Raw genomic sequence first — 23,069 nt, forward strand, 5'->3', positions numbered from 1 at the left:
TTTAACGCAAACGTTATCGTTGCAGGCAATCCTTGCACACGCACCGACTGGCGCTAAAATAGACGCCGTCCGTAACATAATGACTGAGAATATCATGAGCGACCTTTTCGCCAATCCCGATCAGACCCTAGATGCGCTGGGCCTGCGCTGCCCGGAACCGGTGATGATGGTGCGCAAGACTGTGCGCCATATGCAAGACGGTGAAACCCTGTTGATTATCGCTGATGACCCGGCCACCACGCGTGATATCCCTGGCTTCTGCCGTTTTATGGAGCATACGCTGGTGGCTCAGAACACCGATGTTCTGCCGTATCAGTTTTTGCTGAAGAAAGGATTGTAAGGTGTGGGTCGGGCATGCCCGACCCCTACGACAACCCGGCACTATCCCAGTGGGCGATGCATGCCCGACCCCTGGGACAACCCGGCACTATCCCAGTGGGCGATGCATGCCCGACACCCGGGACAATCCGGTACGTTGCGCTATCCTGTCGTGGCGATGGATGCCTGGCCTCTGGTATACCCCCGGAACGTTGCATTACTCCGTAGGGGCGAGGCATGCCTCGCCCAACGTTTACCCCGCTATTTCTTTCGTAACAACCGCAGTGCGTTAGCGGTCACTAACGCTGTCGCCCCCGAGTCTGCCAATACCGCGAGCCACAGTCCCGTTATCCCCAGTAACGTCGTCACCAGGAACAGCCCTTTCAGCCCCAGCGCCAACGCCACATTCTGGCGGATATTGGTATGGGTTGCGCGCGACAGGCGGATCATCGCGGCCAGGCCATTAAGCCGGTTATGGGTCAGTGCGGCATCGGCGGTTTCCAGTGCGACATCACTGCCGCTGCCCATTGCAATACCGATGGTAGCGGCCTTCATCGCCGGAGCATCATTAATGCCGTCACCGACCATTGCTACCGGCTGCTGCTGATTAAGCTGGCTGACCGCCGCGACTTTATCTTCCGGTAACAGGCCTGCGCGGTAGTCAATATTCAGCTCAGCGGCGATGGCCGCCGCCGCGCGCGGATTATCGCCCGTCAGCATCACGGCCTGGATGCCCAATGACTTCAGCTCGTCCAGTGCAGCTTTGGCATCGGCACGCAGCGTATCGCGCAGCGCGATGATTCCCAGCAGCTGCTGGCCATCATGCATCAGCACCACGGTATTGCCCGCGTTTTCCAGGGTTTCCACGTTCTCACGCTGCGGTGCCAGCAACGCTTCAGGCAGTTTTGATGGTGCGCAGATGGAAAGTAAGCGATCACTCACAACGGCTTCCACGCCGCTGCCCGCCAGGGCGCGTTGTGATTCGGCTCCAGGGATGGTCAGCTGTCGGTCTGTTGCCGCCGCCACAATCGCCAGCGCCAGCGGGTGGGAGGAACCCTGTTCAATGGCGGCAGCCGTTGCCAGTAACTGATCCTCATCCAGTGCGGCCAGCGGCAGAATAGCGGTGACCTGCGGTTTGCCTTCGGTCAGGGTGCCGGTTTTATCAAAGGCGATGGTACGTACGCTGCCCAGGTTTTCCAGCGCCGCACCGCCTTTAATTAATGCCCCCCGGCGTGCCGCAGCAGCCAACCCGGAGGTAATCGCCGCCGGGGTGGAAATCACCAGCGCGCACGGGCAACCGATCAGCAGCAGTGTTAATCCTTTATAGATCCACGGTTGCCATTCAGCCCCCATAAACAGCGGCGGTACCAGTACTACTGCCAGCGACAGTGCAATAATGGCCGGGGTGTAGATACGGCTGAAGCGGTCGAGGAAACGTTCAATAGGCGCGCGCCGCTCTTCGGCTTCTTCAATCAGATGCAGAATGCGGTCAATGGCACTTTTACCGGGTTCGGACACTACTTCCAGCTGCACCAGTCGATCCACGCTCAGGCAACCAGCGGCGATGGTTTCATTTTTCTGGCGTTCAACCGGCACTGACTCCCCGGTGAGGGCACTTTCATCAAAGCTGGCAAAAGCACTGAGCAGTTTCGCATCGGTGGGCAGCCGCGCACCGGCGGCCACCTCAATGACATCTCCGGGGCGTAACGCGTTCACCGCCACGTTTTCACGCAGACCTGAACGCAGGCGTAGCGCTGTATCCGGCTTGAGTGCCATCAGCGCAGTCACACCTTTGCGTGCACGCCCGGCGGCAAAGGACTCCAGCCGCTCTCCCAGCATAAACAACAGCAGTACCATCGCCGCTTCTGCGGTAGCGCCGATAAACAGTGCGCCGAGAGCCGCAACGGTCATCAGGGTTTCAATGCTGAATGGCGACCCGCTGCGCATCAGACGCAGGGCGCTGCGGCCAATCGGCCAGACGCCAACCAGTGTGGTCAGGGTAAAGGCCAGCGTGCCTGCCGGATGATTCAGGCTACTCAGCAGTGCACTTATCGCCATCAGTACAGCCAGCAGAATCAGGTTCACATTCTCCTGCCAGAAACTCTGTTCAACTTTAGGTGCGGTGGGAGCATCGCTGCGCTGTAATTGAAAACCGGCGCGAGCCACTGCCCGTTCAACGTCATCACGGATATCGCTGCTGGCATCGACCCGCAGTTTTTCGCTGGAAAATACCACGCGCGCCATGGCTACCTGAGGAAGTTGTTTTACTGCGGTTTCTACCTTGCGTGCGCAGGCCGGGCAGTCCATCCCTGTCACCAGCCAGCTAAAGCTTAAAGCGCCAGTGGGCCTGTCGCCCTCATCATCGGGGTCGTTCCCCGAACTGCAGGCTGCATCTTCACAACAGGGGGCATCAACGCTGGCTGCGCTGACAGCGGTGATTTTTTGAATAACGGGGCGCGGGCGGGTGCTGCATCCGTGCTGTTGACTGGCGTGGTGGTGACCACAACCACATGAAGAGTGCTGGTGCATAACGCCTCCTGACAGGTATCGGCGGGCACCAATGCCCGTCGATACCCATCTTACACTCTGGAGTGGACTCCAGAGTCAAGCGCTATACCCGTCATACTTCGAGCCTCAGGTGCGTTGGCTGCACCCGCTCACTCCAGTCACATAGTTATCTATGCTGCTGGAGACTATGAGCCTCATCCGTGAGGCTCACCCTGCGGGCTTGCCGCGTTACTCGGCCTGGCCTCGCCCCAGGGGGGCAGCGCGTTGCGCGGTTCAAAAAGGCTAAAGCCTTTTAGTCCTGAAACTCGAATTATTTAGGGTATGGTACAAATTACAACCACAGGGCGCGCACAATCATAAAGTGACCGCCGAAATAGCAGGCGGCGATAATCGCACTGTCAGCGCTAAAGCGGCGGCGATAATGGCTGACTAACCAGACGATGTTACCCAGCAGCAGCAATATTGCTCCGGCCATCAGGGTAAAGGCATCTTCGGACGGCAGAACAAAATAACGTTCCGTCGCCAGCCAGACCATCAGCAGTGCCATACCGAAAAAGGTGCAGATCGGCCAGCGCAGTTCTTCCAGACGGCTCCAGATCGTGGCGATTACCACGCCACCGACGATCAACAGCACTAACGGGATGGGCCAAAACACACTGAGCGTCATCTGGCTGGCGAAGTAGAGGGTATAAAGCAGGTGCGACAGGAAGAAAGCACCGATGGCATACAGCATACGTTTGGTGGGCAGTAACGTGAGCGCATCACCCACCAGTGTTGCCAGTACGCCCAGCAGAATCAGGTAATCAGTGGTTGCCAGCACCGGAGCCTGCCACGCCCAGGCCAGCAGCAGCAACATGGTGACGGGTTTAAATACCCAGCGTTGCCACTGTGGGCCACGATAGGAGGCATCAACATACAGCCAGCCGGAAAAAAGAACCGCAAGGAATGACCAAATCATAAATTGTCCCTGTTGTTATAGATGAAAGTGATGCAACTTCACTCAGTCTAGGTGAAGGGGGGGTGATGTGACAATGAGAGGTCTCCGGTTGTATCCTGTTGCGCACGCGATGCACATACTCACCTTTTTACCTTCAGGAGGATGAAGAAAACATGAAGCCCCCTCTGATCTTTTTTATCGTACTGGCCGTGATCGCCATCTTAGCAACCCGTCAATTTATTAAGCAGCGGCGTGAAGTGGCGGTTAATGATGCTTCGCCGGTACGGTCTCTGGTGGTGGAAGTGAAATCCAAGCGAGAATACCCGGCACCGAACCGCCGTTCACGCCAGCGCGAACATATTCCGGTAGAGGATATGCGTTATGAAGCCTGGTTCCACCCGTTAAACGGGGCAGGTGATTTTAAGCTGGAGTTAACTGCCGGGGACTATCATCAGATCGATAAGGGCAGTAAAGGTGAGCTGAAGGTCAAAGGTTCACGCTTTATCAGTTTTGTGCCTGAGACAGCACCCTGATGCGATGCCGGAAAATTATCTTTCCGGCACACAGACTCCGAACTTGATGAGGGAACGCGGTGGGTTACTGCTTAGGAAAATTCTTCTTTTGCCAGGCCAGCAGTTCAAATACCCCGAAGAAAAACACTTTAATCTGCATCAGGCCGCTCAGTTTTTCTGCGCCTTTCGGTTGAGTGGTGCGCATCAGCACCAGTTGCAGACCATGCATAATCACCATGAAAAACAGCGCGACGTTAACAAAGTACGTGAGCGGTTTCGGGAACGGGTGTACCACGTTAAGCAGTAAAAAGGCCCAGACGAACAGCATCAGCACGCGGCCTGCATTAATCAGCATTGGAAATCTCCTTGTCAACACGGTGACGAATATACAGGCGGTAGGCTACCTGTCCGGCAATTTTCTCGCGGTGAAGCTGCCAGTTTACCGGGACGGGCGGGATGCCGTGCTCCACTTCACTTTCAACATACACCAGCGCGCCATCGCTCAGCCAGCCGTTGCTCTCCAGTAACTGGGTGGTTTTCTCCAGCAGTCCCTGACGAAACGGTGGATCGATAAAGACCAGCTGATGTTCATCCCCTTTTTGCGCCAGAAATTGCAGGGTGTTGGTATTGACCACGCGTCCGCTCTTCGCTCCAAGGGTCGCGAGGTTTTTTTCCAGCTGCTGTGCCACCGGGCGCTCCAGCTCCAGCAATGTGGCGCTGGCAGCATGGCGTGACAGTGCTTCCAGACCGAGTGCACCGCTCCCCGCATAGCAGTCGAGGCATTTTGCCTGCTGAATATCAGCGGCCAGCCAGTTGAACAGGGTTTCGCGTACCCGGTCAGTGGTCGGGCGCAGGCCCGCGCTGTCGGGAACCGGCAGCTTACGACCGCGCCACTGCCCACCAATAATACGTATTTGTCCTGCTGCGCCGCTGCGGGGTTTCTTATTCATCTTGCTGAACTCTTAATAATTTGTTGCATAGTTTAACGGGCTAACCGGGCGGAGGAAACGTAAAAAGGGTGCTGTGATGCGCTTGGCAGAAAGTGTTAGACTAAGAGATTAATTAACAGATTAATTTTCGTACCGGAACCGGATCGTTTTTCCCGCGAGGAGTGTGGTTGCACCATGGCAAAGAATAAAAAACGTGGCTTTTTTTCCTGGCTTGGTCTGGGGCGCGAAGAACAGACGCCACAGGATGAAGTAAAAGAAACGTTATCACCGCAGCCCTCTGCCGATACGCCAGCGGAAGTGCCCCCTGCCGCTGACTCTGCCCCTGAAAACGCTCACAACGCCGAAACCGAAGCGGCTGCCCGTGCTGAAGCCGAAGCGGCTGCCCGTGCCGAAGCCGAAGCGGCAGCCCGTGCCGAAGCCGAAGCGGCAGCACGTGCCGAAGCCGAAGCGGCTGCCCGTGCTGAAGCCGAAGTAGCTGCCCGTGCTGAAGCTGAAGCGGCTGCCCGTGCTGAAGCCGAAGCGGTTGCCCGTGCCGAAGCCGAAGCCGAAGCCGAAGCGGCAGCCCGTGCCGAAGCCGAAGCGGCAGCCCGTGCCGAAGCCGAAGCGGCTGCCCTGGCCGCTGAGGTTGTGGAAGAAGAACTTCACCCAGTGGTGGAGCAGGTTCGCCCGACCAAAGAAGGTTTCTTTGCCCGTCTGAAGCGCAGCCTGGTCAAAACCCGTGAAAATCTGGGTTCTGGTTTCATCGGCCTGTTCCGCGGCAAAAAAATTGATGACGATTTGTTTGAAGAGCTGGAAGAGCAGCTGCTGATTGCAGACGTTGGCGTGGATACCACACGTCGCATTATTGCCAGCCTGACGGCGCAGGCGAGCCGTAAGCAGTTACGTGATGCCGAAGCGTTGTACGGCCTGCTGAAAAGCGAAATGGCTGAGATTCTTGCTAAGGTTGAAGCGCCGCTGGATGTTACGGGGAAAACGCCGTTTGTTATCCTGATGGTCGGCGTCAATGGTGTGGGTAAAACCACCACTATCGGCAAGCTGGCGCGTCAGTTCCAGGCTGAAGGTAAATCCGTGATGCTGGCCGCAGGCGATACTTTCCGTGCCGCTGCCGTTGAGCAGTTGCAGGTGTGGGGCGAACGAAACAATATTCCCGTCGTGGCGCAGCATACCGGCGCAGATTCCGCCTCAGTGATCTTCGATGCCATCCAGGCTGCGAAGGCGCGCCACGTTGACGTATTGATCGCCGATACGGCCGGGCGTTTACAGAATAAATCGCACCTGATGGAAGAGCTGAAAAAAATCACCCGCGTGATGAAGAAGCTCGACGAGCAGGCGCCGCATGAGGTAATGCTGACAATCGATGCCAGCACCGGCCAGAATGCCATCAGCCAGACTAAACTGTTCCACGAGGCCGTCGGCCTGACCGGGATTACCCTGACCAAGCTTGACGGTACAGCGAAAGGTGGGGTGATCTTCTCGGTGGCAGATCAGTTCAACATTCCGATTCGCTACATCGGCGTTGGCGAAGGTATTGAAGATTTACGATCGTTTAAGGCTGACGATTTTATAGAGGCACTTTTTGCCCGAGAGGATTAAATTAGGATGATTCGCTTTGAAGAAGTCAGTAAGGCTTATCTCGGCGGTCGGCAAGCGCTGCAGGGGGTAGATTTTCATCTGCGTCCTGGCGAAATGGCGTTTCTGACCGGACATTCCGGGGCGGGGAAAAGTACCTTGCTGAAGCTGATCTGTGGCATTGAGCGCCCGAGTGCCGGGCATATCTGGTTTGGCGGCCACGACATCAGCCGTCTGAAAAGCCGTGAAGTCCCGTTTCTGCGCCGTCAGATCGGTATGATCTTCCAGGATCACCATCTGCTGATGGATCGCTCGGTGTATGACAACGTGGCGATCCCGCTGATTATCAGCGGGGCCAGCGGTGAAGATATTCGCCGTCGCGTTTCAGCCGCACTGGATAAAGTTGGCCTGCTCGATAAAGCAAAAAGCTTCCCGATTCAGCTGTCTGGCGGTGAACAACAGCGTGTGGGCATCGCCCGTGCGGTCGTCAACAAGCCCGCCGTTCTGCTGGCGGATGAACCAACCGGTAATCTTGATGAGGCATTATCAGAAGATATTCTGCGTCTGTTTGAAGAGTTCAACCGTGTGGGCGTCACCGTTCTGATGGCGACGCATGATATGGGACTGATTGGCAGCCGTCAGTATCGACTGATGACGCTAAACCAGGGACGTTTGCACGGAGGTCATCGTGGCGAATAAGCGCAATCCCCGCCCGGCAGCAGCCAAAGCGGTGAAGCAGAAGGTGCCATCTAAAAGCAAAGCGCTGAAAGGCGGATGGCAAGAGCAGTGGCGTTATGCAATGCATGGCTCACTCTCTGACATGTGGCGCCAGCCGCTGGCCACGTTGCTGACAGTAATGGTCATCGCCATTTCTCTGACGCTGCCCAGTGTCTGCTATATGGTCTGGAAAAATGTGAGTCAGGCGGCAGATCAGTGGTATCCCGCCCCGCAACTGACCGTTTATCTGAGCAAAACACTGGATAACGACGCCGCTGAAAATGTCGTGGCGCAGTTGAAAAAAGAAGAGGGCGTCGACAAGGTTAACTACCTGTCACGCGAAGAGGCGCTGGGCGAATTCCGTAACTGGTCTGGTTTTGGCGGTGCGATGGACATGCTGGAGCAGAACCCGCTGCCAGCGGTTGCGATCATTACGCCGAAGCTGAATTTCCAGAACTCATCCACCATGGATAGCCTGCGTGACCGCGTGTCAAAAGTGCAGGGTATTGATGAAGTGAAGATGGATGACAGCTGGTTTGCCCGCCTGGCGGCGCTGACCGGGCTGGTGGGACAGGTTGCATCAATGATTGGTATTCTGATGATTGTGGCTGTGTTCCTGGTGATTGGTAACAGCGTACGTCTCAGTATTTTTGCCCGGCGTGACACCATTAATGTGCAAAAGCTGATCGGTGCCACCGATGGTTTTATTCTGCGACCTTTCCTATACGGCGGCGCACTGTTGGGCTTCTGTGGTGCACTGTTGTCACTAGTGCTGTCTGAAGTGCTGGTGCTGCGGCTTGAGTCGGTGGTGGCCCAGGTGGCTTCTGTGTTTGGCACCACCTTCGGGTTGCACGGTCTGGCGTGGGATGAAAGCCTGCTGCTGCTGCTGATTGCCGCAATGATTGGCTGGGTGGCCGCGTGGCTGGCAACGGTACAACATTTACGCCGATTTACGCCTCAGTAACCCCTTTACACGTTTTTTTGATATAATCTTCCTCTGCTGCGTGAGAGTTTACCGCAGAGGAAGTTCATCAACTTGTCACTTCCCCCTGCGATTCTGCTCCTTTCATGCGCCGCATATTATGTGTAAAACCTCCACTAATCTGATTGAACTTTTGGGTGGTTTTAGCATCATAGTAGGCAGATTTAGACCCAAAGCTTCGCACAGATTGCTTTCGATTTTTGTCGGCAATTCGCGTAGTGTAGTCAGCGCGTCAGGGACTGGCGCTGTCACCACGCTTAACACAGAGAGGATTTGAATGACCAAAGAAATGCAAACTTTAGCTATTGCTCCCTTAGGCAACCTGGATGCGTACATCCGGGCAGCTAATGCCTGGCCTATGCTGACGGCAGAAGAGGAAAAAGCGTTGGCTGAACAGCTGCATTACCAGGGCGATCTGGAAGCAGCTAAAACGCTGATCCTGTCTCACCTGCGCTTTGTCGTTCATGTTGCTCGTAACTATTCTGGTTATGGCCTGCCGCAGGCAGACTTGATCCAGGAAGGTAACATCGGCCTGATGAAAGCTGTGCGCCGTTTTAACCCGGAAGTGGGGGTGCGCCTGGTGTCCTTTGCTGTGCATTGGATCAAAGCCGAAATTCATGAATACGTTCTGCGTAACTGGCGTATTGTGAAAGTTGCCACCACCAAAGCACAACGTAAGCTGTTCTTTAACCTGCGTAAAGCTAAGCAGCGTTTGGGCTGGTTCAACCAGGAAGAAGTCGAAATGGTGGCGCGTGAACTGGGCGTCAGCAGCAAAGACGTGCTGGAAATGGAATCGCGCATGGCCGCGCAGGACATGACCTTTGACCCAACGCCGGACGACGAAGGCGAAGGGCGTTCAATGGCGCCGATGCTCTACCTGCAGGATAAGTCTTCCGACTTTGCGAATGGTATTGAGGAAGATAACTGGGACGATCACGCGGCGGATAAGCTGAGTGATGCGATGCTGGGGCTGGACGAACGCAGTCAGCATATTATCCGCGCCCGCTGGCTGGACGATGACAACAAAACCACCCTGCAGGAGCTGGCCGATCAGTACGGCGTTTCCGCAGAGCGTGTGCGTCAGCTTGAAAAGAACGCCATGAAGAAACTGCGTCTGGCGATTGAAGCATAGTCAATACCATGACAGCAGAGCGACCGGCATGTGGTCGCTATAAGGGCTGACATTCTTTGAGGTCAGCCCTTTTTTATTTCAACCATTCACCGTTCTGCTGCTTAAATCCGCCCGCCTGCATAAAGGCGGCTATCACTTCAGGTGCCGACGTTCCGTCGATGCAGACCGACCAGTGGGCCACCTCTGGGTTTTGTGCCACTACCTCTTCCAGCAGATACAGCCCGACACCGCGCCTGCGTGTTACCTCCCGCACCTCCAACTGCGACAGCTTCCCCTGACCTGTGCGCACTTCCACTCTGACCGCCGCCAGCAGCCGATCGTTAAAGCGCGCAGCATAGAGTCGGAATTGATCATCCAACTGCGCTTCCAGAGCGTCGATATCAGCCTGTGGCCAGATTTTTTTTAAATCACTGCGATCCTGCTCTGAGCACTGTTGCAGGCGGATGATAGTCAGTTTCATCGGAATAACCCGTACGTGAGAAAGGCATATTGTAGCGAAGTTGACCATACTATAACGTGTTAGTTTTTGCGTAAAAAAACGAGGCGATGTGTTGAGTCTCTGTCCTATATGCCGAGTAAATCATTGTTGATGATTTATCAGCCAGCATAAACTCCTGGGTATTCGGCTAAAATGCCACCGTTCGTGTTAGTGAATTGTCCTGTGGCTCCCGCTATTTACTGAATATGTCAGTTGATTTACAGCAGAATATTCCTGTTTAATAACCTGAAATTTAAAGCCTTATTCATAAAAAATGCCGGTAATCACTCTAACTCGTTCTTAGTTAAGCGTTTATCGCTGATTACATGGCACATAATAAATAGTAACCACAACAGATGGGGTAGTTCGGATGAAAATGAGTAAAGGTAGTGCGTTCCTGGCGGGCTGTGTTGCCCTGGCAATGAGCCATGCAGCAATGGCAAAAGACATCAAAGTGGCCATCGTGGGTGCGATGTCCGGCCCGGTGGCCCAGTATGGCGACATGCAGTGGACAGGTGCGCAGCAGGCCATTGCCGATATCAACGCTAAAGGCGGTGTTAACGGCGACAAACTGGTCGCAGTGAAGTATGACGACGTTTGCGATCCTAAGCAGGCGGTTGCAGTCGCCAACAAAGTGATTAACGACGGTATCCGTTACGTCATCGGCCACCTGTGCTCTTCTTCTACCCAGCCTGCTTCTGATATCTATGAAGATGAAGGCGTGCTGATGATTACCCCGGCAGCAACCGCACCAGACCTGACCAGCCGTGGCTATAAGCTGATTATGCGTACGACCGGTCTTGACTCTGACCAGGGTCCGACCGCCGCAAAATACATCCTGAGCGAGATTAAACCGCAGCGTATTGCCGTGGTTCACGATAAGCAGCAGTACGGTGAAGGCCTGGCGCGTTCCGTACAGGACAGCCTGAAAAAAGCGGGCGGCAACGTGGTGCTGTTTGAAGGTGTGACCGCAGGCGACAAAGATTTCTCTACGCTGGTGGCGCGTTTGAAGAAAGACAACGTCGACTTCGTCTATTTTGGCGGTTACCACCCGGAAATGGGTCAGATCCTGCGCCAGGCACGTGCGGCCGGTCTGAAAACCCAGTTTATGGGCCCGGAAGGTGTGGGTAACGCTTCCCTGTCGAACATCGCGGGTGCGGCTTCCGAAGGGATGCTGGTGACGCTGCCAAAACGTTATGACCAGGTGCCTGCCAACAAACCTATCGTTGATGCGCTGAAAGCGAAAAAAGAAGACTCTACAGGTCCATTCGTCTGGACAACCTACGCTGCCTTGCAGTCACTGGCCGCCGGTATGGAGCGCAGCAAGAGCGCAGAGCCGGAAGCTATCGTGAAAAACCTGAAAGAAGGCGCAGCAGTACCAACGGTGATGGGTGACCTCAACTGGGATGAGAAGGGCGATCTGAAAGGCTTCGAGTTTGGTGTATTCAAGTGGCACGCTGACGGCTCTTCCACTGCCGTGAAATAAACCAGGCTGCGGGTCAGGCGTGCCTGGCCCCTACGGAATAATGCAGATCCGTGGGGTAACCCGGTGAATCCCCGGAATAACGGGGATCCTTGGGGTAGCTCAGCGCATCCCCGTAGGGGCCGGGCATGCCCGGCCCTTTGTCGTTTTCATCCACCTGCACCCGCTGTGCAGGTGGATTCGTAAGGTATTAAGGTATGTCCGAGCAGTTTCTCTATTTCTTGCAGCAAATGTTCAACGGTGTGACGTTGGGCAGCACCTATGCGCTGATCGCCATTGGTTACACCATGGTGTACGGCATCATCGGCATGATTAACTTTGCCCACGGCGAAGTGTATATGATCGGCAGCTACGTCTCGTTCATCGTCATCGCCGCATTGATGATGATGGGGATTGATGCCAGCTGGCTGCTGATTGGCAGCGGCTTCGTTGTCGCCGTGGTGATCGCCTCCTGTTATGGCTGGAGCATTGAGCGCGTGGCGTATAAGCCAGTGCGATCGTCGAAGCGATTGATTGCCCTGATCTCCGCCATCGGGATGTCAATCTTCTTACAAAACTACGTCAGCCTGACCCAGGGCTCGCGCGATCTCGCGCTGCCAAGTCTGGTGACCGGACAGTGGACGATTGGCGAAAGCAATGGCTTTGCCGCGACCATTTCCACTATGCAGATCGTGATCTGGAGCGTGACGTTCCTCGCCATGCTGGCGCTGACGATATTTATCCGCTACTCACGTATGGGCCGTGCCTGTCGCGCCTGTGCTGAAGATCTGAAAATGGCCAGCCTGCTGGGCATTAACACCGACCGGGTGATCTCACTGACCTTCGTGATTGGTGCGGCAATGGCGGCGGTGGCCGGCGTGCTGCTGGGCCAGTTCTACGGCGTGATCAGCCCTTATATCGGTTTTATGGCCGGGATGAAAGCCTTCACCGCTGCCGTACTGGGTGGCATCGGGAGTATTCCTGGTGCGATGATTGGTGGTCTGATTCTGGGGATTGCAGAAGCCCTGACCTCGGCCTACCTCAGCACGGAATATAAAGATGTGGTGTCGTTCGCGCTGCTGATTGTGGTGCTGCTGGTGATGCCTACCGGTATTCTGGGTCGTCCGGAGGTTGAGAAAGTATGAAAAAGCTCAACCTGCTTAACGCCCTTGTCTCATCGCTGATGCTGTTGGTGTTGGCGGCATTCTTTATGGGCATGCGGCTGGATCTTGATGGCACCAAACTGGTGGTTAATAACGCGGGCAACGTGCGCTGGAACTGGATTGCGCTGGGCTGTGGTGTGGTGTTTTTGTTCCAGCTGCTGCGCCCGCTGGTGCAGAGCAGCCTGAAAAAAGTCTCCGGTCCGTCGCTGGTCCTGCCGGGGATTGATGGTTCAACCCCGAAGCAAAAACTGTTTCTGCTGGCTTTAATTGTTGCCGCCGCCGTGTGGCCGTTCCTGGTGTCACGCGGCACGGTGGATATCGCCACCCTGACGCTGATTTACGTCATGTTGGGCCTTGGTCTGAACGTGGTGGTGGGGCTGTCGGGGTTGCTGGTGCTGGGTTATGGCGGTTTTTATGCCATCGGTGCTTACACCTTTGCGCTGCTCAACCACTACTATGGCCTGGGGTTCTGGGAGAGCCTGCCGCTGGCAGGTCTGGTCGCTGCGGCGTTTGGTCTGCTGCTGGGCTTCCCGGTACTGCGTCTGCGCGGTGACTATCTGGCGATTGTTACCCTCGGTTTCGGTGAAATCGTGCGTATTCTGCTGCTGAACAATACAGAGATTACCGGTGGCCCGAACGGCATCAGCCAGATCCCGAAACCTTCTCTTTTTGGGCTGGAGTTTAACCGCAGCGCACGTGACGGCGGTTGGGATACGTTCCATAACTTCTTCGGCCTGAAGTATGACCCGAGCGACCGTATTATCTTCCTGTATATGGTGGCGCTGCTGCTGGTGGTGATCACGCTGTTTGTGATCAACCGTCTGCTGCGTATGCCACTGGGGCGCGCGTGGGAAGCCCTGCGTGAAGATGAGATTGCCTGCCGCTCGCTGGGCCTCAGCCCAACGCGCATCAAGCTGACCGCCTTCACCATCAGTGCGGCCTTTGCCGGTTTCGCTGGCTGCCTGTTTGCCGCCCGTCAGGGCTTTGTCAGCCCGGAATCCTTCACCTTTGCCGAGTCGGCGTTTGTGCTGGCGATCGTGGTACTGGGCGGCATGGGATCGCAGTTTGCCGTGATTCTTGCCGCGATCCTGCTGGTGGTGTCACGTGAACTGATGCGCGATCTTAACGAGTACAGCATGCTGGTGCTCGGTGGCTTAATGGTATTGATGATGATCTGGCGTCCACAGGGACTGTTGCCGATGAAGCGCCCGCATCTGAAGTTGAAAACGGCAGAAAAAGGAGACCAGGCATGACTCAGCCTCTGTTAGCCGTTAATGGCCTGATGATGCGTTTTGGTGGTTTGCTGGCCGTCAATAATGTGGAACTGGAGCTGCGCCCGCAGGAAATCGTCTCGCTTATCGGCCCGAATGGCGCCGGTAAAACCACAGTGTTTAACTGCCTGACGGGGTTCTATCGCCCGACGGGTGGCTCTATCACGCTGGGGGACAAGCAGCTTGCGGGTCTGCCTGGGCAGAAAATCGCACGCATGGGGATTGTCCGTACCTTCCAGCATGTGCGCCTGTTCCGCGAAATGACGGTCATTGAAAACCTGCTGGTTGCCCAGCATCAGCATCTGAAAAGCGGTGTGTTTTCTGGTCTGTTGAAAACGCCGGCCTTCCGTAAAGCGGAAAGCGAAGCGCTTGACCGCGCAGCGACCTGGCTGGACCGCGTCGGGTTGCTGGCGCTGGCTAACCGCCAGGCGGGTAACCTCGCTTACGGGCAGCAACGCCGTCTTGAGATCGCCCGCTGCATGGTGACGCGTCCGGAAATCCTGATGCTGGATGAACCGGCTGCCGGCCTGAACCCGAAAGAAACTCACGAACTGGATGAGCTGATTGCGGAACTGCGCAACCAGCACAACGTTTCGGTACTGTTGATTGAACATGATATGAAACTGGTAATGGGTATTTCTGATCGTATTTACGTGGTCAACCAGGGAACGCCGCTGGCTAACGGTACGCCGGATGAGATCCGTAATAACCCGGACGTGATCCGTGCTTATCTGGGAGAAGCATAATATGAGTCAGGCTATGCTTTCCCTGAATAATATCAGTGCGCATTACGGCAAAATACAGGCGTTGCACAATGTCAGTCTGCATATTAATCAGGGCGAAATTGTCACCCTGATTGGTGCGAACGGTGCGGGTAAAACCACCATTCTCGGGACGCTGTGCGGGGAACCGCGTGCCACCGAGGGGTCAATTACCTTCGACGGTAAAGACATTACCGACTGGCAGACGGCGCGTATTATGCGTGAGGCGATTGCCATTGTGCCGGAAGGGCGTCGCGTCTTCTCGCGTATGACGGTGGATGAGAATCTGGCAATGGGCGGTTTCTTTGCCGAGCGTCAGCAGTATCAGCAGCGCATCAAACGTGTGTATGAGCTGTTCCCCCGTCTTTATGAGCGCCGTGTACAGCGTGCCGGCACCATGTCTGGCGGTGAACAGCAGATGCTGGCCATTGGCCGTGCGCTGATGAGCCAGCCGCGTCTGTTGCTGCTGGACGAGCCATCGCTGGGCCTGGCCCCGATCATTATCCAGCAGATTTTCGACACCATCGAACAGCTGCGTCAGGAAGGCATGACGATTTTCCTCGTTGAACAGAATGCCAACCAGGCGCTGAAGCTGGCCGACCGGGGCTACGTGCTCGAAAACGGTCATGTGGTGCTGGAAGATACCGGGGCTGCGTTGTTGGCCAATGAAGCGGTACGTAGTGCGTATTTAGGCGGTTAATGTCCGGGGCGGGCATGCCAGTAAAACAGGGCGGGCATGCCCGACCCCTACGTTATCCGTTGGGGCGAGGCATGCCTCGCCCGATATCAATAATGCATCCCCGACCGTCACCTCGCTGTCACCTCACTGTCATAACTTCGTTATTTTTCTGTCATTTTCGCATGTCATGTTACCTCCCGACTCAAAGAATGCGCGATAACGCGCCTTACAACACCGGGTACAGGAAACCGACATGTCATCAATCGCCTTTCGTCATACCGCACTTAGCGTGGTACTGGGACTGACTCTTAGCGCCAATGCGCTGGCCGCCACTGAGATCCCATTCTGGCACTCAATGGAAGGTGCGCTGGGTGAAGAAGTTAACTCGCTGGCCACCCGCTTTAACGCAGAAAACCCTGACTATAAAATCGTGCCAACCTACAAAGGTAACTACGAGCAGAGCATGTCAGCGGGTATTGCTGCCATTCGTTCTGGCAAAGCCCCAGCGATTTTGCAGGTGTACGAAGTCGGTACGGCCACGATGATGGCATCGAAAGCGATTGTTCCGGTCAATGAAGTGTTTAAAAACGCGGGCATTGCGATGGATCCGAAGCAGTTTGTGCCCGCCGTGGCGGGCTATTACAGCGATTCCAAAGGCCAGCTGATCTCCCAGCCTTTTAACAGCTCTACCCCGGTGCTGTACTACAACAAAGACGCCTTTAAAAAAGCCGGCCTTGACCCAGAGCAGCCGCCAAAAACCTGGCAGGATCTGGCGAAATATACGGAAGCACTGCGTAAAGCGGGCATGACCTGTGGTTACGCCAGCGGCTGGCAGGGCTGGATCCAGATTGAGAACTTCAGCGCCTGGCATGGTCTGCCCGTTGCCACCAAAAACAACGGTTTTGACGGCACTGACGCGGTACTGGAATTCAACAAACCGACGCAGGTTCGCCACATTGCCCTGTTGGAAGAGATGAATAAGAAGGGTGATTTCACCTACTTCGGCCGTAAAGATGAATCCACCGCCAAGTTCTATAACGGCGACTGTGCCATCACCACCGCCTCTTCCGGCTCGCTGGCGGATATCCGTAGCCACGCCAAGTTCAACTACGGCGTAGGCATGATGCCGTACGATGCAACCGTGCCGAACGCGCCACAGAACGCCATCATCGGTGGGGCCAGCCTGTGGGTCATGAAAAACAAAGATGCAGAAACCTACAAAGGCGTCGCCAAGTTCATGCAGTTCCTGGCGAAACCAGAAATTGCTGCTGAATGGCACCAGAAAACCGGTTACCTGCCGATCACCACGGCCGCGTATGAGCTGACCAAACAGCAGGGTTTCTATGACAAGAATCCGGGTGCAGACATTGCGACGCGTCAGATGCTGAACAAAGATCCACTGCCGTTCACCAAAGGGATGCGTCTGGGCAATATGCCGCAGATCCGTACCGTGGTGGATGAGGAGCTGGAAAGCGTCTGGACGGGCAAGAAAACCCCGCAGGCGGCACTGGATAGCGCCGTTGAACGTGGTAATCAACTGCTGCGTCGTTTCGAACAACAGACCAAATAACGTAGACGCATGTAGGGGTGGATCCCCGATCCGCCCATCAGGGCCGACCAGAACAGCGGTCGGCCCCTGTGACGTTTTTCGCACGAGATAAACCTTTATGTCCCAACCCCGTCCCGTATTTCGCGCTAAAGCACTGCCCTACCTGCTGGTGCTGCCACAGCTGTTAATCACGATTATTTTTTTCCTCTGGCCCGCGGGCGAAGCCCTGTGGTACTCGGTCCAAAACGTCGATCCTTTCGGCATCTCCAGCACGTTTGTCGGGCTGGAAAACTTTATTCGCCTGTTTGGCGACAGCTACTACCTTGATTCCTTCTGGACCACGCTGGTGTTCAGCGGTCTGGTCACCGTGATTGGTCTGGTGGTGTCACTGTTATTTGCCGCGCTGGTCGACTACGTGCTGCGCCTTAAACGCTTTTATCAGACGCTGATGCTGCTGCCTTATGCGGTGGCTCCTGCGGTAGCGGCGGTGCTGTGGATGTTTCTGTTCAGCCCGGGCCTCGGTCTGATTACCCATTTCTTAGGGCTGCTGGGTTACAGCTGGAACCATGCGCAAAATAGCGGCCAGGCGATGTTCCTGGTCGTTTTGGCCTCGATCTGGCAGCAAATGAGCTACAACTTCCTGTTCTTCTTTGCCGCGTTGCAGTCTATTCCTAAATCCCTGGTAGAGGCGGCCGCGATTGACGGCGCAGGCCCGGTGCGGCGTTTCTTCAGCCTGTCGTTGCCGCTGATCGCCCCGGTGGGCTTCTTCCTGGTGGTCGTGAATCTGGTGTACGCCTTCTTCGATACCTTCCCGGTGATTGATGCCGCCACGGGCGGTGGCCCGGTACAGGCGACGACGACGCTGATTTATAAAATTTACCGTGAAGGCTTTGCCGGTCTGGATCTCTCCTCGTCATCTGCGCAGTCCGTAGTGCTGATGGTGTTGGTGATTATTCTGACGGTGATTCAGTTCCGCTATGTCGAGAAGAAGGTGCGCTACCAATGATCGAAAACCGACGCGGGCTGGATATTTTCAGCCATACCCTGCTGGGCCTCGGTATCCTCACCGTGCTGTTCCCGCTGTATGTGGCGTTTATTGCCGCCACTCTCAGTACGGAACAGGTGTTTCAGGTGCCGATGCCGCTCATCCCGGGTACGCACTTGTGGGATAACATTTCCCGTATCTGGACCCACGGCGTAGGGCAAAACAGCGCGCCCTTCAGCACCATGCTGTTTAACAGCCTGATCATGGCGCTGGCGATCACCACCGGAAAAATCACCGTCTCCATGCTGTCGGCGTTTGCGCTGGTGTGGTTCCGCTTCCCGCTGCGTAACCTGTTTTTCTGGATGATTTTTATCACCCTGATGCTGCCGGTTGAGGTGCGTATTTTCCCGACGGTGGATGTGATAGCCGACCTCAATATGCTCGACAGCTATAGCGGGTTAACCCTGCCGCTGATGGCGTCAGCCACCGCCACGTTCCTGTTCCGTCAGTTCTTTATGACGCTGCCTGATGAACTGATGGAGGCTGCACGTATTGATGGTGCCAGCCCGATGCGCTTCTTCTGGGACATCGTACTGCCGCTGTCGAAAACCAATCTGGCAGCGCTGTTCGTCATCACCTTTATCTACGGCTGGAACCAGTACATGTGGCCGTTGCTGATTGTCAGCGACAGCAAACTGGGGACGGCAGTCGCGGGTATCCGCAGCATGATTGCCACCGGTGATGCGGCAACCCAATGGAACCTGGTGATGGCGGCGATGATCCTCACGCTGATCCCACCGGTAGTGATTGTTTTAGTGATGCAGCGCGCCTTTGTTCGCGGTCTGGTTGAGAGTGAGAAATAACGATGGCAGGTGTAAGACTTCAGGCAGTAACGAAATCCTACGATGGGATAAACCCGATTATTCAGCCGCTGGATGTCTCAATCCGCGACGGTGAGTTTATGGTGATGGTCGGGCCAAGCGGCTGTGGAAAATCGACGCTGCTGCGCATGGTGGCCGGGCTGGAACGGGTGACCAGCGGAGATATCTATATTGATACCCGCCGTGTGACCGAAGAGGAGCCAAAAGATCGCGGTATCGCGATGGTATTCCAAAACTATGCACTCTACCCGCATATGAGCGTGGAAGAGAATATGGCCTGGGGCCTGAAAATTCGCGGTATGGGCAAAGAACAGATCCGCCAGCGCGTGCTGGAGGCGGCACGCAGCCTGGAGCTGGAGGCACTGCTGAAACGCCGCCCGCGTGAGCTGTCCGGTGGGCAGCGCCAGCGTGTGGCGATGGGGCGCGCCATTGTGCGGGAACCAGCGGTATTTCTGTTTGATGAACCGTTGTCTAACCTGGATGCCCGGCTGCGTGTGCAGATGCGTCTGGAGCTGCAGCAGCTGCATCGTCGTCTGAACACCACCAGTCTGTACGTGACCCATGACCAGGTAGAAGCGATGACGCTGGCGCAGCGGGTGATGGTGATGAATAAAGGCGTGCTGGAACAGCTCGGTACGCCGGTGGAAATTTATGAGCGCCCGGCCACGCGTTTTGTCGCCAGCTTTATTGGTTCCCCGGCGATGAACCTGTTGGAAGGGCAGGTGAATGCTGACGGCTCACGTTTTAATCTCAGCGACAGTATGGCGCTTCCCCTGAACGTACCGAAGGCAAAATGGGCCGATCGCGCATTGACGATGGGCGTTCGTCCGGAGCATATTGAACTCTCCTCCCGGCAGGATGGCGGCATTCCACTGGTGGTGGATACGTTGGAAATGCTGGGAGCGGATAACCTGGCACACGGCCGCTGGGGCAATAATAAGCTGGTGGTGCGCCTGCCGCATTCGGTGCGACCGGAGATGGGCAGTACGCTGTGGCTGCATCTGCCGCCGCAGTCATTGCACTTCTTTGACCCTAATGGACAACGGATCGACTAATGAATAAGACCTGGCCATACCCGCCCATTGTTGCCCATCGCGGCGGCGGGAAACTGGCGCCGGAAAATACCCTGGCCGCTATCGATATCGGTGCGCAGCTGGGACACCGGATGATTGAGTTTGATGCCAAACTGTCGCAGGACGGTGAAATTTTCCTGCTGCATGATGACACCCTTGACCGCACCAGCAACGGCTGGGGTGTGGCAGGGCTGTTGCCGTGGGACAAGCTGGTCCAGTTGGATGCCGGTAGCTGGTTTGGTAGTGCATTCACCGATGAGCGCCTGCCGCTGCTGGCTGATGTCGCGGCACGCTGCCGCCAGCATCGTCTGATGGCGAATATCGAAATTAAACCTACCACTGGTCTGGATGCAGAAACCGGGCGGGTGCTGGCGCTGGCGGCAAGGGTGATGTGGCAAGGGCAGGTGATGCCGCTGCTGTCATCGTTCTCGTATCAGGCGCTGGAAGCGGCACAACAGGCGGCGCCGGAGTTGCCACGCGGGCTGCTGCTGGATGAGTGGGATGACAACTGGCAGACACTGACCACCACGTTGGACTGCGTGTCGATTCACCTGAATCATAAGCTGCTGGATAAGGCGCGCGTTGCACTGCTGAAACAGGCCGGGCTGCGTATTCTGGTGTATACGGTCAATAACCCGGATCGGGCGCGTGAGCTGTTGCAGTGGGGCGTGGATGCGATCTGCACCGACCGCATTGATGTGATTGGACCGGATTTCCGCTGAATAGCGGGTCGGGCATGCCCGACCCCTACGAATCGTGTGACTGATGGGGCATCGCGCTGTACGGTTTTATGTTGGTGCGAGGCATATCTGACCCCTACGAATCGTGTGATTGATTGGGCATCGCGCTGTACGGTTTTATGTAGGTGCGAGGCATATCTGACCCCCTACGAATCGTGTGAACTGATGGGATTTATGTAGGGGCGAGGCATGCCTCGCCCTGAGCGTCAATTCTGTGGCAGCTGTTTCACCTGACCCTCTTTGGTGCGCTGGGCCGCACTGTCACGCTGCTCCTGCATTTTCCGCTGCAAATCCTGCTGCTGACGCTGTTGATCCTGCTGGAGTTTCAGCTTCTGCTGCGACTGCTGGTTCTGCATATTTTGCTGCAAACGCTGCGTGCTGGGATTGTAGCCCGGCTGTTGTGGGTTGCTGTTATTGCTGTTGTTGCTCAGCATGTTCGCCATACCGGTTAACGGCAAAATGGCGGCAAAGATAACTAACCATTTCATTTTCATTTTTATTCCTCCGTGTTACTGCCTTAAGTCTACTTCAGCCACAAGCCCTGCACGCCAGGAGTGTTCCTGATTTGCGTTAAAATTCGCCTTTCATCCATTTTTGTGCATATTTATCAAAGGCAAACATAACGTAAATATAATTAAAGGATGTAACAATGATGACACAAGCTACTCTGAAGCGCCTGTCGTGGTCGCTGTTAGCCGGGTTACTGGTGTGGCAGGGGGCAGGTGCTGCTCCCACTGCGCCGCCTGTTTCTTACGGGGTTGGGGCGGACACCTTCCATCCGGTGAAAGCGCAGCACGGTATGGTCGCTTCGGTGGATGCAACGGCGACAGAGGTTGGGGTGAAAATCCTCGAACAGGGCGGAAATGCGGTGGATGCGGCTATCGCCGTGGGTTATGCGCTGGCGGTGACGCATCCACAGGCAGGGAATCTCGGCGGCGGGGGTTTTATGCTGTTGCGCACCGCGTCCGGTAATACCACCTCGATTGATTTTCGCGAGATGGCTCCGGTACACGCCAGCCGCGATATGTTCCTGGATGCGGCGGGCAACGCCGACAGCAAAAAATCACTGACTTCCCATCTTGCCTCCGGCGTGCCGGGAACGGTGGCAGGATTTTCACTGGCCAGTCAGAAATATGGCACGCTGCCGCTGAGTACCTTAATCAAACCGGCACTTGAGCTGGCACGTAAAGGCATCGTGGTGAACGACTCGCTGGCGGATGACCTGAACGTTTACGGTAAAGAGGTGCTGGTAGGGCATGCGAACAGTAAAGCCATCTTCTTTAAAGCCGACGGTACGCCTTATCTCAAAGGCGAAAAGCTGGTGCAACGCAATCTGGCACGCAGCCTCGAACTGATTGCACAGCAGGGACCGGATGCCTTCTATAAAGGCAAAATTGCCGATGAGATCGCAGGCGAGATGCAGCAGCACGGTGGGCTTATCAGCAAAACGGACCTGGCGAACTACCGTGCGATCGAGCGCAAGCCGATCAGCGGCACCTACCGTGGCTATGAAGTCTTCTCGATGCCGCCACCCTCATCAGGCGGCATTCATATTGTGCAGATCCTCAATATTCTGGAAAACTTTGACCTGGCGAAGATGGGATTTGGCAGCGCAGATGCCATTCAGGTGATGGCGGAAGCAGAAAAATATGCCTATGCCGATCGCTCGGAATATCTGGGCGATCCGGATTTCGTCAAGGTGCCGTGGCAGGCGCTGACCAGCAAAGCGTATGCTAAATCGCTGGCGCAGCAGATTGATGTCGCCAAAGCGCGCCCTTCCGCGGAGATTAAACCCGGTAAGCTGGCCCCGTATGAAAGCAATCAGACCACGCACTTCTCGGTGGTGGATAAAGACGGCAATGCGGTAGCGGTTACCTACACGTTGAACACCAATTTCGGCAGCGGAATTGTCGCCGGTAACAGCGGCATTCTGCTGAATAATGAGATGGACGACTTCTCCGCGAAACCGGGAACGCCAAACGTTTACGGGCTGGTGGGCGGTGAAGCCAATGCGGTACAGCCTTACAAGCGCCCGCTCTCTTCCATGTCGCCGACCATTATCGCTAAAGACGGGAAAACCTGGCTGGTAACGGGCAGTCCGGGCGGGAGCCGCATCATCACTACTGTGCTGCAAATGGTCGTGAACAGCATTGATTTCGGAATGAACGTCGCCGAAGCCACCAACGCGCCGCGCTTCCATCATCAATGGTTACCGGATCAGCTACGTGTAGAGAAAGGCTTCAGCCCGGATACACTGAAACTGTTGAGCCAGAAGGGGCAGAATGTGAAGGTGATGTCTGCCATGGGCAGCACGCAGAGCATTATGCTGGGGCCGGACGGGATGCGTTACGGTGCGTCAGATCCGCGCACCATTGATGATTTAACCGCGGGGTATTGATGTG

23 protein-coding genes are annotated in these 23,069 nt (G+C 55.7%); 17 read left to right on the plus strand and 6 right to left on the minus strand.

Features of this window, described 5'->3' with window-relative positions:
• Window positions 1–94: 94 nt before the first annotated feature.
• Window positions 95–340, plus strand: coding sequence for a sulfurtransferase TusA (gene tusA, locus FVB43_RS14910; RefSeq protein WP_133844261.1), 246 nt, complete (start codon window positions 95–97; stop codon window positions 338–340).
• Between the two features lie 239 nt (window positions 341–579).
• Here tusA and FVB43_RS14915 read toward each other — a convergent pair whose 3' ends face one another.
• Both FVB43_RS14915 and FVB43_RS14920 read right to left on the minus strand, forming a co-directional pair.
• Window positions 580–2,847 (minus strand): zinc/cadmium/mercury/lead-transporting ATPase, encoded by a 2,268-nt coding sequence (locus FVB43_RS14915; protein WP_159337807.1) that lies wholly within the window; start codon window positions 2,845–2,847, stop codon window positions 580–582.
• A gap of 310 nt (window positions 2,848–3,157) precedes the next feature.
• The gene (locus FVB43_RS14920) at window positions 3,158–3,784 is read right to left on the minus strand and encodes a lysoplasmalogenase (protein ID WP_133844257.1); all 627 of its coding nucleotides are present in this window, start codon (window positions 3,782–3,784) and stop codon (window positions 3,158–3,160) included.
• 152 nt (window positions 3,785–3,936) lie between these two features.
• Between FVB43_RS14920 and FVB43_RS14925 the strand changes: the two genes are divergently transcribed.
• The gene (locus FVB43_RS14925) at window positions 3,937–4,296 is read left to right on the plus strand and encodes a DUF2500 domain-containing protein (protein WP_133844255.1); all 360 of its coding nucleotides are present in this window, start codon (window positions 3,937–3,939) and stop codon (window positions 4,294–4,296) included.
• 64 nt (window positions 4,297–4,360) lie between these two features.
• On the opposite strand, the gene FVB43_RS14930 is transcribed toward FVB43_RS14925, so the two are convergent.
• Both FVB43_RS14930 and rsmD read right to left on the minus strand, forming a co-directional pair.
• Entirely contained in the window at window positions 4,361–4,630 is a 270-nt protein-coding gene (locus FVB43_RS14930; RefSeq protein ID WP_133844253.1) for a DUF1145 family protein, read from the minus strand.
• Complete coding sequence (gene rsmD, locus FVB43_RS14935) at window positions 4,620–5,225, minus strand: 16S rRNA (guanine(966)-N(2))-methyltransferase (protein WP_133844251.1); 606 nt, start codon at window positions 5,223–5,225, stop codon at window positions 4,620–4,622. Before rsmD ends, FVB43_RS14930 begins: the two co-directional genes overlap by 11 nt.
• 174 nt (window positions 5,226–5,399) lie before the next feature.
• Between rsmD and ftsY the strand changes: the two genes are divergently transcribed.
• The 4 genes from ftsY (at window position 5,400) to rpoH (ending at window position 9,625) form a co-directional block, all read left to right on the plus strand.
• On the plus strand, window positions 5,400–6,818 hold the full coding sequence (ftsY, locus tag FVB43_RS14940) for a signal recognition particle-docking protein FtsY (protein ID WP_167864250.1): 1,419 nt from the start codon (window positions 5,400–5,402) through the stop codon (window positions 6,816–6,818).
• Window positions 6,819–6,824: 6 nt separating this feature from the next.
• Window positions 6,825–7,493, plus strand: coding sequence for a cell division ATP-binding protein FtsE (ftsE, locus tag FVB43_RS14945; protein ID WP_133846607.1), 669 nt, complete (start codon window positions 6,825–6,827; stop codon window positions 7,491–7,493).
• Window positions 7,483–8,475, plus strand: a complete 993-nt coding sequence (gene ftsX, locus FVB43_RS14950; RefSeq protein ID WP_133846608.1) for a permease-like cell division protein FtsX — start codon at window positions 7,483–7,485, stop codon at window positions 8,473–8,475. Before ftsE ends, ftsX begins: the two co-directional genes overlap by 11 nt.
• A gap of 295 nt (window positions 8,476–8,770) precedes the next feature.
• Window positions 8,771–9,625: an RNA polymerase sigma factor RpoH gene (rpoH, locus tag FVB43_RS14955; RefSeq protein ID WP_133846609.1), complete on the plus strand. Its 855-nt coding sequence runs from the start codon at window positions 8,771–8,773 to the stop codon at window positions 9,623–9,625.
• Between the two features lie 73 nt (window positions 9,626–9,698).
• Here rpoH and panM read toward each other — a convergent pair whose 3' ends face one another.
• Window positions 9,699–10,085, minus strand: a complete 387-nt coding sequence (gene panM / locus FVB43_RS14960) for an aspartate 1-decarboxylase autocleavage activator PanM (RefSeq protein WP_167864251.1) — start codon at window positions 10,083–10,085, stop codon at window positions 9,699–9,701.
• Window positions 10,086–10,473: 388 nt separating this feature from the next.
• Between panM and FVB43_RS14965 the strand changes: the two genes are divergently transcribed.
• From FVB43_RS14965 to ugpQ, 10 genes are all read left to right on the plus strand, one after another.
• Window positions 10,474–11,589, plus strand: coding sequence for a branched-chain amino acid ABC transporter substrate-binding protein (locus FVB43_RS14965; protein WP_133846614.1), 1,116 nt, complete (start codon window positions 10,474–10,476; stop codon window positions 11,587–11,589).
• A gap of 194 nt (window positions 11,590–11,783) precedes the next feature.
• Entirely contained in the window at window positions 11,784–12,710 is a 927-nt protein-coding gene (livH, locus tag FVB43_RS14970) for a high-affinity branched-chain amino acid ABC transporter permease LivH (RefSeq protein ID WP_133846615.1), read from the plus strand.
• Window positions 12,707–13,981, plus strand: coding sequence for a high-affinity branched-chain amino acid ABC transporter permease LivM (locus tag FVB43_RS14975; protein WP_133846616.1), 1,275 nt, complete (start codon window positions 12,707–12,709; stop codon window positions 13,979–13,981). Before livH ends, FVB43_RS14975 begins: the two co-directional genes overlap by 4 nt.
• On the plus strand, window positions 13,978–14,745 hold the full coding sequence (gene livG, locus FVB43_RS14980; RefSeq protein ID WP_133846617.1) for a high-affinity branched-chain amino acid ABC transporter ATP-binding protein LivG: 768 nt from the start codon (window positions 13,978–13,980) through the stop codon (window positions 14,743–14,745). The genes FVB43_RS14975 and livG overlap by 4 nt, the downstream gene beginning before the upstream one ends.
• Before the next feature lies 1 nt (window position 14,746).
• The gene (livF, locus tag FVB43_RS14985) at window positions 14,747–15,460 is read left to right on the plus strand and encodes a high-affinity branched-chain amino acid ABC transporter ATP-binding protein LivF (protein ID WP_062747708.1); all 714 of its coding nucleotides are present in this window, start codon (window positions 14,747–14,749) and stop codon (window positions 15,458–15,460) included.
• Between the two features lie 232 nt (window positions 15,461–15,692).
• On the plus strand, window positions 15,693–17,009 hold the full coding sequence (ugpB, locus tag FVB43_RS14990; protein ID WP_133846618.1) for a sn-glycerol-3-phosphate ABC transporter substrate-binding protein UgpB: 1,317 nt from the start codon (window positions 15,693–15,695) through the stop codon (window positions 17,007–17,009).
• Between the two features lie 97 nt (window positions 17,010–17,106).
• Window positions 17,107–17,994 carry a sn-glycerol-3-phosphate ABC transporter permease UgpA gene (ugpA, locus tag FVB43_RS14995; protein WP_133846619.1) on the plus strand — a complete coding sequence of 296 codons (888 nt, stop codon included), beginning with the start codon at window positions 17,107–17,109 and terminating at the stop codon, window positions 17,992–17,994.
• The gene (gene ugpE, locus FVB43_RS15000) at window positions 17,991–18,836 is read left to right on the plus strand and encodes a sn-glycerol-3-phosphate ABC transporter permease UgpE (protein ID WP_167864252.1); all 846 of its coding nucleotides are present in this window, start codon (window positions 17,991–17,993) and stop codon (window positions 18,834–18,836) included. Before ugpA ends, ugpE begins: the two co-directional genes overlap by 4 nt.
• A gap of 2 nt (window positions 18,837–18,838) precedes the next feature.
• Complete coding sequence (locus tag FVB43_RS15005) at window positions 18,839–19,909, plus strand: sn-glycerol-3-phosphate import ATP-binding protein UgpC (RefSeq protein WP_167864253.1); 1,071 nt, start codon at window positions 18,839–18,841, stop codon at window positions 19,907–19,909.
• Window positions 19,909–20,649 carry a glycerophosphodiester phosphodiesterase gene (gene ugpQ / locus FVB43_RS15010; protein WP_133846622.1) on the plus strand — a complete coding sequence of 247 codons (741 nt, stop codon included), beginning with the start codon at window positions 19,909–19,911 and terminating at the stop codon, window positions 20,647–20,649. The genes FVB43_RS15005 and ugpQ overlap by 1 nt, the downstream gene beginning before the upstream one ends.
• 224 nt (window positions 20,650–20,873) lie before the next feature.
• Here ugpQ and FVB43_RS15015 read toward each other — a convergent pair whose 3' ends face one another.
• Window positions 20,874–21,161, minus strand: coding sequence for a DUF2756 domain-containing protein (locus FVB43_RS15015; protein ID WP_133846623.1), 288 nt, complete (start codon window positions 21,159–21,161; stop codon window positions 20,874–20,876).
• 155 nt (window positions 21,162–21,316) lie between these two features.
• Between FVB43_RS15015 and ggt the strand changes: the two genes are divergently transcribed.
• On the plus strand, window positions 21,317–23,065 hold the full coding sequence (gene ggt / locus FVB43_RS15020; RefSeq protein ID WP_133846624.1) for a gamma-glutamyltransferase: 1,749 nt from the start codon (window positions 21,317–21,319) through the stop codon (window positions 23,063–23,065).
• Window positions 23,066–23,069: the final 4 nt, after the last annotated feature.

Source organism: Erwinia rhapontici (assembly GCF_012271765.1).
Taxonomy (GTDB): domain Bacteria; phylum Pseudomonadota; class Gammaproteobacteria; order Enterobacterales; family Enterobacteriaceae; genus Erwinia; species Erwinia rhapontici.